Here is a 10329-nt window from a genome sequence, read left to right as displayed (position 1 = left end):
CCTCAGGGGCAGCTCACCCTAAGCATGTCCGCCAATCCGGCGGTCCAAGAGGAGTTGTTGCATTACCTCGAAGCCGTGCAAGCCGCCTGAGATCCTCAGTCAAGCGACATTTATGCAACGATAGGGTGTATTGACGTGCTTGGGCGGGCACCCGCGCTTCCGCGTGGCAAATAGGGCCAATCCCTGGCCCTGGCTTTCGATCGCCTCCAAATGGTCTGATCCCGAACCGACTCCCGATCCGGTACGCAGGCCCTGAGCCCATAATCCCCCGTGGCCCTCGCTCGCCCGAGACGCGAAAACGCCCCGAAACATAGTGCCTCGGGCCGATGAAGTGCCCGAAAAGTCCCCGATCCCAGGCCCAGGACTCGCACGTTGGACAGTTCAGCAGTCCAGGAGTACTATGCCTCTTGAAGATGCACGGAAATAAATCACTGCGACCCCCTTATTCCTCAGAGATCACAAATGCCAAAACCCAACTATGCGTTCGCGAAGCGTCAGAGAGACATAGCCAAGAAACAGAAAAAAGAAGAGAAGCGGCAACGGAAAACTGGAGGAAGTGACAACCCCTCCCAAGAGCATCCGCCGCGGCCGCCGGCCGATGAGAATACGGTCGCCTGAACCAGGCGCGCGTAACTGTGGTTGCATCGCGATGCCTGGGGCGGCAGGTTTTGTCGTGCCGACGTGCTCCTCGAGCTTGGAGGTGTTCAGCCCTTTTCTTTATCAAAGCGTTTCCACAAACTCGGTCGCGAGCCGCGATAGCAACAACGCGCGTTGCAAATTGACGCGCTAACTCGGTCTTCGCCACGCAGATCTGGGCCGCCGGGCGGCGCCCACGGTCATCCGGCCTGGGTCGCGGACGATACGTCCCGGGCCGTGCAGCACGCCTCGCTCACTGGCGCCCGCGCCGTGACGGAAGCCGCAACACGGCATCGCGCTCCCCTGGGGTATCACGCCCCTCGATGGCCCCCGGTCACCGCTCGCCGCTGGGGGACACTACGGCGCTCGCCGTGTAGAATCATGCGAACCTTCATATGGTTGGTAGAGGGGTACGCGGCGGATCATGCGCGCAACCGCAAACGAGCCGAACAACGGCGTTCTGCGGGTAGCTGTCCTGGGGTCCGGCCCGTCGGGATCGGCCCTGGCCGCGATCCTGGCCGGCCGCGGGGCCGAGGTGACGCTTTTCGAGCTCGGGCGGCGTCCCGAGTTGCTGGTGGGCGAGTCCCTGGTCCCCGCCGTGATACCGATGCTGAGACGTCTGGGCGTCGAGGAACAGATAGCGACCATTGGGCTCAAGAAACCCGGCGCGTCCTTCGTCTGGTCCCCCACCGACCGCTTCGGCTTTACCTTCGCACGCTTCGCGCCGGCCGTGCCCCCTTATGCCTACAACGTTCCACGGCCACGATTCGACGAGGTCCTGCTCGCCAATGCAACGGCCTCGGGGGCGCGGATCGTACGCAGCCGCGCTCGCGTGGAGCGGGCCTCTCGAGAGTCCGGAATCGAGCTCGCACTCGCCGCGGAGACGCTGGCGGCGGCATCCCACTGGCGCGGCCGGCCGCCCGATCTCATCGTGGACGCCACGGGACGCAGCCGGCTGGTGGCCCGCATCCTGGATATCCCTACGCGCATCGGTCCACGGAACGATGTCGCTCATTTCGCCCACTACGAGGGGTTTCGGTGGGAAGAAGCGATCGGACAGGTCGTGATTACACGCCTCAGGGCCGGGTGGAGCTGGTGCATTCCCTTACGAGACCGATTATCGGTCGGTATCGTGGTGGGACGGACCGACCTTGAGCGCTTGGGAAACACGGCGGAGGAGAGGCTCACGAACGCGATCGCCCTGGAACCGCCGCTGACCGCGCTAGTCGGAGATGCCCGGCGCGTGACACCCGTCGCGACGTATTCCAACTACCAACTCATCTCCAAGCGCGGTTACGGTCCCGGCTGGGTGATGGTGGGAGACGCCCTGGGTTTCGTCGATCCGATGCTTTCCCCAGGAGTGTCTCTCGCGCTGCTGTCCGCGGAGCTCCTCGCCGAGGGGCTGACACCGCTGATACACGGCCGCTCTCCGCTCGAGTTGGCTTCGGCGATCGCGCGATACACCTCCGCCCAAATGGCGAACCTCGACGCCTGGTTCAATCTGGTGGCCTATTTCTACGATGGGCGGATGGCGGCGATGCAACGCGCGGGGCGCGAATGGGTGGAGGCGGGCCCAAATTTCCTGAGGGTCGCGGCTCACGACCACATCGAGCGGCAGGTAGCGCTTCAGGCTTCGGGGGTCAAGGTCGCGTCCCGCTACGGTTGCGGACTTGTGAGGCTGCTCGGGCGCTGGGGGCTCCGCGGCATCGATCCGGCCGCCCTCGCGATACCGTGATCCCATCCATAACTTTTTAATATTGATGGGTATTATTTTAAACTCCAGGCGCCGATGGTGTCGTGAGTCATATCGCCGGTTTGACGCCCGTGTATTCGCTGAATATCCCGCCAACTACCCGGCGCTCGACCCTACCGAAGCCGCTCGTGCCCAGGATCTCCAGGATCAAAGCGGGTTCGACGCATTCCGCGATCGTGTCCCAATAATAGGTCATCAGCATCTGGGCGTGGCCGCTCCTGGTGAGGATGCGCACGATCGGGGGCAGGACTTTCTGCAAGTAGATCTGGACGAAAAAGCGCCCGACGAACGACGAAGGACGGGATATCTCCAGGATCAGGATACGGCCTCCCGGTTTCAAGACCCGCAGGCATTCCCTGAAGCTCACCCCCAGGTCGGCGACGTGCCGAAGCGCATACCCCATGCTCAAGCGATCGAAGCGATCGCTTCCGAACGGCAGTTTCTCTGCCGTGCCCAGCACCAGCGGAATGGCCAGGGTCTGCCGTGCTTCTCGCAACATCCCACTGCTGGGGTCGAGTCCGGTCACGGAGCGGGGGTGATGGAGGATGTCCATGGCCGCCCGTGCCACGAGACCCGTGCCCACGGCGACATCGAGGAGCGTCATGCCGGCGCAAAGCCCGGAGCGCTTGAGCGCCGCGCGGCGATAGGATTGGCCGGAGCCGAGCGACAGCAGCGCACAGCAGAGGTCATAATATCTCGCGGCGCCGTCGAATAAGTCGAGAACGAATGGCCGCCTGTCCCGCTCGCTGGCGTAGTATCTGTCGAGGACAGGATGCGGCACTTGCCGTTCCTGATAGGAGATTTCCTCGCGTGAAGCATTGCCCGTCATCGGCTTGTCCCGTGGGAGGCGAGCATCCAAGTCTTGCACAGGACGCGGAGTCCATGCAATCCTGCAAACGCCTGCCGACCTCGCGGGCGGCGAACGCGGGTGCGTTCTGGCAAGGCCGCAAGCCGTCGCGTGGCTCTGTGGCGAAACGGCGGGACTCGTCTCTGACGCGGGCAGTGACACGACGCTCATGAAAACAGCCGTCGAGATCCGCCTTCACCGATAGCGAGCGGCGGTGCCCCGCCGTCTTGTCTACCTACCCCTAGGCCACGCCACTCGATTCATGTCGCGCTCCGTACTCGCATCCGGCCGATTGCCGCGCATCATTGTCGTCCTCGCGCTCGTGGCGGGGGCCGGGTGGGCCGGGTGGACGATCCGGCTGGAAACCGAGTTGCTGGCGTTGTTCCCTCGGGAATTGCCGAGCGTGCGCGGGCTCGATCGGTTCCAGCGTCAGTTCGTCAGCGACCGCGAGGTGATCCTGGTCCTCGACGACACGCTGCCCGGCGCCGGGCGTGACGCGGTTTTTCACAAATTGCGGCCCGCCCTCGCCGCGCTACCGGGTGTCGAGTCGGTCGAAGCGTCCGGCGGTGAGTGGTTGAAAGCCGCGCCACAGCTCGCCGCGTGGGCGATCTGGAACCTTGCGGCCGAGCCGTTCACGCGGGTCGTTGCCGCGCTCGAGCCGGGGCCGATGCACGCGAGGCTCGATGATCTGCCCTCGGTGCTGGCCGGCGCGCTCGACCCGGGAGAGCTGGCGCGGCGGCGATTCGACCCGCTCGGCGTCCTCGATGTGCTCGGCGCGGAGCAAGGCGACAGGCGGTTCCAATGGACCGAAGGGCCCGCGACCTCGCTCACCGTCACCGCCACGCGCCCGCTCATCACCTTCGACGAGTGCGAGGCGTTCGCTACTGCGATCCACAGCGCCGTGCGACGCACCTTGCCCGGCGAGACGCGCCTCCTGCTCACCGGCCGCCCCGCTTTCACGGCCGAGATCTCGACGCAGATGCGCCGCGAAATGCGCTTGATGATCGTCGTTGCCACCGTGCTCGTCAGCGCGGCGTTCTGGGCCTTCTACCGCACCTTGACGCCGCTCGGCTGGATATTACTCGCGCAGTTTCTCGCCCTCGGCGTAAGCCTCATCGCCGCGCGCCTCGGCATCGGCTCGCTCAATGTGATCAGCATGGGCTTCGCCTGCATCCTGCTCGGGATCAGCATGGATTACAGCATCCTCGTCTATCACCATTTCGCCTCGGATTTTCGGGACGACGGTGCGGTGTGGGCGCGGCTCTGCCGCGGGATCCGGTTCAGCGCGCTGACGACGGCGGCGGCGTTCCTGGTCCTCGCGTTTTCGTCCCTGCCCGGGCTACGCCAGCTCGCCGTGCTGGTGGCCGCGGGGCTCCTGGCGTCGGCATGCTTCGCCACCTGGCTGCTCCCCGCCGCATGGGCCGACCGCCCACCGAAACCGCCCCCTTTTCTAAAACGCATGAGCGGCGCGATGGCCCGGACGATGGCGCGCCGCGGCCGAGCGCTGCTCGCGCTCGCTACGGTCGTCGGCCTCATCGCCGCCGCCTGGCTCTGGCGCGCCCCCGCCGCGCTCTACGCGCCCGATCTCGAGCGCCTGAAGCCGACGGAGACCGCCGCTTTTCGCGGCCAAGAGCTCCTCGCCAGGGGCGATCCGAGCTGGCGCGATGCGATTTACCTCGTCGAGGCGCCAAACTGCGATGCCGTCCGGCAGGCCGCCGACGATCTCGCCGTGCGCGTCACCGGCGGCCGTCGCTCGCCGCAGAGTGCCTTCCTGCCCGCACCCGCACACCAACGTGAAAACTGCGCACGATGGAAAGACGACATCACCCCACGACTGCGCGCCGCCTTCGATTCACGCGGCCTCGGCAGCGAATGGAGCGGCCCTACCCTCACCCTGGCCGAGACCCTCGATCGCGCCGCCGCCGGGGCAGACGACGCCTTCGCCGCCGTGTCCCCGCTCCTCCGCAAACTCTACCGGGAAGACCGCGATCGGTGTCGCGCCATCGTGCGCCTCCCGGGCGCCGCCGAGCGCCCGGCGCCGCCCGACGGCCTGGCGCTCGCCGCTGCGGACGTGCTGCCGGTGAGCTGGATCACGCTCAAAGACGAGCTCAACCAGATCGCGCTCGCCGATCTCCGTCGCCTGAGCGTCTGGGTGCTCGCGGCCATCTTCGTCCTGTGCGCCATCGCCCAGCGTTCCCTGCGCATGGTATTGCTCAATTTCGCCGCCCTCGGCCTCTCGTTCCTCCTTTTCGGCGCGCTGCTGTTAGTCACCGGCGTCGCGCTGAGCCCGCTCTCGCTCTTGTGCGTGCCGCTCCTCATCGGACTCTGCATTGATTACAGCCTGCACGTGCTCATGGCGCTCGAACACGAGCGCGACTATGGGCACCTCTACGCGCACATCGGCGTACCCATCCTGCTCACCGGCCTCGCGTCGTGCATCGGTTTCGGCGTGCCCATGCTCACCAGCCAGCCTGCTTTACAGAACTTCGGCCTGGTCATGGATCTCGGCATCATCGCCGCCGTCGGCGCGTGCCTGTTTTTACTCCCCGTGCTCGCGCGGTTGGGTACCGGCGCCGCCGAGAGCGCTAGCCCGGCAGACCCGTAATCGCCGCCGACCTCCCTTTCCTAGCCTGAGGCCGGGTTCGATAGGCGCGTCCCCGGCCAAGCGCCTGGATCGAGCCCGCTACACCACCATCCTGGGCCGATGAGCGCGACCACCGCCGCGAACCCCCGGCGTAGGGTCGCGACCGGCAGGGCATGGGCGAGGCGCGCGCCGAGGGGGGCGGGGAAGGCGCTCCCGGCCACCACGGCCGCCACCGTGGCCAAGACGTAGCCGCTGCTGCCGGCCGGTAGCCCGACCTCGCCCCAGTCGGCCACGACGAAGCCGATGGCCCCGGCGACGGCGATGGGCAGACCACAGGCCGCCGAGGTGCCCACGGCCTGGTGGATGGGCACGTTGCAATAGACCAGGAGCGGCACGGCGTCCCCCCGCCGATCCCGAGCAGGGTCGAGAGCGCACCGATCTCCGTGCTCACGAGCCAGATTTGCCCCTAAGCTTCCCTTCGTATCGCCCTTTACTGCACTATGTCGCCCCAGAATATACGGGTAAGGCCGTTTGCCTGTACACTACCGCACAACGCATTGGAGCCCGACCTTTGGGCGGCGTGGGGTTATGAGTGAGACCTTCTGTTTTATATTTGATAGGCAAGAGAGGCATTGATCTCGATGACGACCAACGTATGGTGGACCGCCGTTCTTGTGTTGCTTATTTCTCTCGGGCTCTCGGCATGCAGTGAGCAGGCATCCTTATGCAAGGAAGCGATGAATATGAAATCCGATCAGCTTAAGGTAACCGACACGACTCGACAGAGGTTTCTCGACCAATGCCGTAGCAAAGGGATGGCATATACTACCGAACAATGGAAGTGCCTTATAACAAGAATGCAACAACGGGACGCTTACGAGAAAGCGATGGCAACATGTATTCCCCAGTAGCGGGCGCGAGTGGCGACCTAGTTTCCCGCTTCAATCGGTAATCCCTTCCCTCGCGCGTCGAGAGCGTGAGCATGCCCGCGCTCGACTCTGCCACACGGCCGATCAGGCGGCGCGCATCGGACAGGGTCAACGCGAGGCGCACGCGCGCCAGCTCCGCCACCGGCCCGGCGAGCGCCTCCGACTGGCCATCGCCGACCAGCGCCAGCAGCGACAACCGGTAGGCCGCCCGGGCGGTGATGGGCCATGGGCCTTTCAGCGCGGCGCTGTTCGCGACGTGCACCGTGCCCGGCGCACGCCGCGTCGAGTGCGCTAGCGGCCCGGGTACTGTCAGTCTCGACGCCTTGATCCTGCCGGCAAAGACCCGCGTGTCGGTTCGTCACACGGGGGTATGTTAAAAACCACGCCTAGCGTCTCGAGGACGCCGCGGCCGATCAGCAGAACAGTTGCGTGATCAGGACCTTGTCGTCCGGTGTCAGCGCAATACCGATGCCCGACCTGTCATGGTTGCGGTTCAAGATATTCGTCCGATGACCTCGACTCTTCATCCACCCTTGCACGGTCGTCGCCGCAATGTGTTCGAGAGAGTTCCAAGCGTATGACGCTTTGCCGTCGACGAACATGATCCGGTCGTAGAGATTGTTTTGGAAGAGGTTCTCGGCAAGCCCGATAGCGTACGACCCATCGGGCAGGGCCTTCCGGCAGGAAAAGCCGCCTGCGTCGCCGCGGTCCGAGGGTGTCTTGCCCTCTGGATTCACATGATCAAAGAAGTCCCCAGTCGCCATGTCGAGGCTGTGCGCTCGCGCGATGCGCGACAGGTCTTCGTCCAGCTCCAGACGGGGCAAGCGGTTTCGAACCCGCTCCGCGTTGATCGATTCGTGGATGCGCTGCTCGATCGCAGAGATCGACCACCGCGGTCGAACGCGCTCCTGTCCCATGCCGGTCAGAGCGACGAACAAGACCGATAGAATGACTAGTCCGACTTTCATAAAAACAAAGCATAGGAATTTCAATACGGTCGTGCAACAGCTACCGATGCGCCGGACGGGCGGTCGGTGGGGGTGGTTCGCGTGGGGGCGGGGACAGGTGGTTTGGGCTGCCCCGGCCGGGTCATGGGTGGCTGTCGCGGCTTCGGGCGACGCGGAGGTGGCAGTCCTCGCCCCGGACGCGGGTGCGCCGGTGGCGGTGGAGAAAGTCGAACCGCAAAGGTCCGGTGTGGGCCGGCGGCTGCGGGCGGATCGGCTGGTCGAACACGTACTCGAGGAGGCGATGTCTCGCGCCGGCGGATGGCGCCCTTCCTTCTCAAAAAAAAGCTTGCATAAGTGAGCCCAACGTGCTAACCTGTCAATCCTTAAAGTGTCCTCTAGACCGGGCGTTTGATGACCCCTTTGCTGGAAGTAGCGCGTTTCCAATCACCGCTCCCTTGCTGAAGCTCTCGTCCAATACCCTCCGCTGGCACTGAGCCGAACCCTCTGACTGAAGACCAGTCGGGGGAACCTTAATTGATCGTGTCCGCTAAAGGCGGGCGAGGAGATATTTTGCAATGAACATTTATGTAGGAAATTTATCCCGCAGTACGACTGAAGAGGAAACTCGCAAACTGTTTGAACCGTACGGAGAGGTCGACTCTGTCGATCTAATCACCGATCGGTATTCCGGTGAATTCCGTGGTTTTGGTTTCGTCGGGATGGGCGACAGAGGAGCCCGAGAGGCTATCATTGCGCTCAATATGAAGGAAGTGGGTGGCCGAAATATCAAGGTCAACGAAGCGAAACCACGCGTTCGTACATGAGCCACGGGGCGGCGGGCAGAGAGGGTGCACGCCGCCGTTCGCCTGACGAATTGTGGGGCCGAAATTGGCGAGCGGCATCTCGGCGCGCTCAAGATGGAATCGGTGACGGCCGCGTTTTCCGCCCATGCGGCCCCCCCTTTGAGGCCAATAAATCGAAATCCCGGCTCGCTCGAGGTCGATATCTTTCCCCCGGCTGACTGAGGCAGCCCCCGCAAGTGGGAAAACTGAGATCTGCCGAGAGACTTGCCAGAAAGGAGATAACCATGCACAGGCAGAGTCACAATCACAGACATTATGAGATCAGACGATCGGATACCCATCATCCTGTTGAACCCTGGGAGTTACAGCGTGTGGTGGTGCGGGATAAAATTTCGTTCAATTTCGCTCCTCTGGTCTATACCACGCATAAGGAGGCACTGGAAGCGGGTGACAGATGGGTGCTTGCTGGAAATTAGGAGCGCCTGAGAGCGCACCGGATCGCCACGCTGCGGGTGATCCAGCACGCGGACCACTCGTTCCACGTGCTCAAGCGCAGCGGCCGGACCGATGAGCGGGTGCTGGACGAGCTGACCACCGCGGCGGCCGAATGGATACAGGAACGGACATCCGCGTGCGCGTGCTGGTCGGAACCAGCGGCTACTCGTATGCCGAGTGGAAGGGAACCTTCTACCCTAAGAAGATCGCGGCGAAGGACATGCTGCGCTGGTACGCCGAGCGGTTCCAAACGGTCGAGATCAACAACACGTTCTACCGCATGCCGACGGAGGGTTTGCTGCGGGGATGGGCGGAGCAGGTGCCCGAGCACTTCTCGTTCGTGCTCAAGGCGCCGCGCCGCGTCACGCACGACAAGCGGCTCCAGGACTGCGGCGAGCTGATGGCGTATCTCGTGCACAGCGCTTCGACGCTCGGACCGAGGCTCGGACCACTGCTGTTCCAGCTCCCGCCATACTTCAGGCAGGACGTGCCGCTGCTGAAGAGCTTCCTCCGCGAGCTACCCGAGCAGCGCCGGGTGGCGTTCGAGTTTCGGCACCGGTCGTGGTTTGCGGACGAGGTCTACGAGACACTTCGCGCCCACGGCGCCGCGCTCTGCGTAGCCGACACCGGCGAAGGGCCCGCCGCGCCGCTGGTCGCCACCAGCGACTGGGGTTACCTGCGGCTGCGGCGCGAGGACTTCAGCGACCAGGAGCTGCAGCACTGGGCCCGGCGCATTCGCGAGCAGCCCTGGCGCGAGGCCTACGTGTTCATGAAGCACGAGGAGGAGGGAAGGAGCCCGAAGTTGGCGGCGAGGCTGATGGAGATCTGCGGAGACGGGCGGTGAGGATCGAGGACCCGCCTGAACTCGCCTTGGCGATACGGGGACTGCTGCCCAATAAGCCCCGGAGGCTGGCCCTCGCGGACGCCATGGCAATCTAAGGCAAGGACACAATCTCGTACCTAGCCGGCTCTTTGCAGACCCCGTCTTTCCCCGCGTCGCCATCAACGACGACGTATGCGGTTTTTCCGGAAATCGCCAAGCCTTCCGATGAAGAGGGCAAAGCACGAATAAGCTCTGAATCGATCACCTGTGCTTCTTCCAAAGCCGACTTCGGAATAGGGTGCATTTCCCACTTTGCGTAACGCTGATCCCGCAGAATCCTAGGGATTTGCAGGGGGTAGGGGATCGACGAAGCCTCCAAAACTCGATCACGGTTGGGAAACCATGTGACCACCGAGAGAGGAGGCTTCGATGACTCATAGTATCGATGAAGCAAGGCGCGGCGTCGAGCAATCGTGGAGCGGCGTGCGGGCCTTTGCCGAGACCGAGCAGCG

At 64.1% G+C, this 10329-nt stretch carries 9 protein-coding genes; 4 read left to right on the top strand and 5 right to left on the bottom strand.

Annotated elements, in window-relative coordinates:
- The first annotated feature begins 1060 nt into the window (after positions 1–1060).
- Positions 1061–2371 carry a tryptophan 7-halogenase gene (locus M3461_09020; protein MDQ3774482.1) on the top strand — a complete coding sequence of 437 codons (1311 nt, stop codon included), beginning with the start codon at positions 1061–1063 and terminating at the stop codon, positions 2369–2371.
- Between the two features lie 67 nt (positions 2372–2438).
- Here M3461_09020 and M3461_09015 read toward each other — a convergent pair whose 3' ends face one another.
- Positions 2439–3218 carry a class I SAM-dependent methyltransferase gene (locus tag M3461_09015; protein ID MDQ3774481.1) on the bottom strand — a complete coding sequence of 260 codons (780 nt, stop codon included), beginning with the start codon at positions 3216–3218 and terminating at the stop codon, positions 2439–2441.
- Positions 3219–3498: 280 nt separating this feature from the next.
- Between M3461_09015 and M3461_09010 the strand changes: the two genes are divergently transcribed.
- On the top strand, positions 3499–5841 hold the full coding sequence (locus tag M3461_09010; protein ID MDQ3774480.1) for an MMPL family transporter: 2343 nt from the start codon (positions 3499–3501) through the stop codon (positions 5839–5841).
- 20 nt (positions 5842–5861) lie between these two features.
- On the opposite strand, the gene M3461_09005 is transcribed toward M3461_09010, so the two are convergent.
- From M3461_09005 to M3461_08995, 3 genes are all read right to left on the bottom strand, one after another.
- Positions 5862–6215, bottom strand: a complete 354-nt coding sequence (locus tag M3461_09005) for a sulfite exporter TauE/SafE family protein (GenBank protein MDQ3774479.1) — start codon at positions 6213–6215, stop codon at positions 5862–5864.
- 451 nt (positions 6216–6666) lie between these two features.
- Positions 6667–7011 (bottom strand): hypothetical protein, encoded by a 345-nt coding sequence (locus M3461_09000; GenBank protein MDQ3774478.1) that lies wholly within the window; start codon positions 7009–7011, stop codon positions 6667–6669.
- 151 nt (positions 7012–7162) lie between these two features.
- Entirely contained in the window at positions 7163–7717 is a 555-nt protein-coding gene (locus M3461_08995; GenBank protein ID MDQ3774477.1) for a CAP domain-containing protein, read from the bottom strand.
- A 554-nt stretch (positions 7718–8271) separates the two neighbouring features.
- Here M3461_08995 and M3461_08990 point away from each other — a divergent pair.
- Positions 8272–8520, top strand: a complete 249-nt coding sequence (locus M3461_08990) for an RNA-binding protein (protein MDQ3774476.1) — start codon at positions 8272–8274, stop codon at positions 8518–8520.
- A 586-nt stretch (positions 8521–9106) separates the two neighbouring features.
- Positions 9107–9838, top strand: a complete 732-nt coding sequence (locus M3461_08985) for a DUF72 domain-containing protein (GenBank protein ID MDQ3774475.1) — start codon at positions 9107–9109, stop codon at positions 9836–9838.
- Between the two features lie 91 nt (positions 9839–9929).
- Here the strand turns inward: M3461_08985 and M3461_08980 are convergent.
- On the bottom strand, positions 9930–10329 hold a 400-nt coding region (locus M3461_08980), incomplete at its 5' end, for a hypothetical protein (protein MDQ3774474.1).

This window comes from Pseudomonadota bacterium, from assembly GCA_030860485.1.
Taxonomy (GTDB): domain Bacteria; phylum Pseudomonadota; class Gammaproteobacteria; order JACCXJ01; family JACCXJ01; genus JACCXJ01.
This window is presented reverse-complemented; position numbering and strand designations above follow the sequence as displayed.

Excerpts from the sequence above, each read along its gene's own strand:
- M3461_09020 (MDQ3774482.1), top strand. The coding sequence starts at position 1,061 with ATGCGCGCAACCGCAAACGAGCCGAACAACGGCGTTCTGCGGGTAGCT.
- M3461_09015 (MDQ3774481.1), bottom strand. The coding sequence starts at position 3,218 with ATGACGGGCAATGCTTCACGCGAGGAAATCTCCTATCAGGAACGGCAA.
- M3461_09010 (MDQ3774480.1), top strand. The coding sequence starts at position 3,499 with ATGTCGCGCTCCGTACTCGCATCCGGCCGATTGCCGCGCATCATTGTC.
- M3461_08995 (MDQ3774477.1), bottom strand. The coding sequence starts at position 7,717 with ATGAAAGTCGGACTAGTCATTCTATCGGTCTTGTTCGTCGCTCTGACC.
- M3461_08990 (MDQ3774476.1), top strand. The coding sequence starts at position 8,272 with ATGAACATTTATGTAGGAAATTTATCCCGCAGTACGACTGAAGAGGAA.
- M3461_08985 (MDQ3774475.1), top strand. The coding sequence starts at position 9,107 with ATGGATACAGGAACGGACATCCGCGTGCGCGTGCTGGTCGGAACCAGC.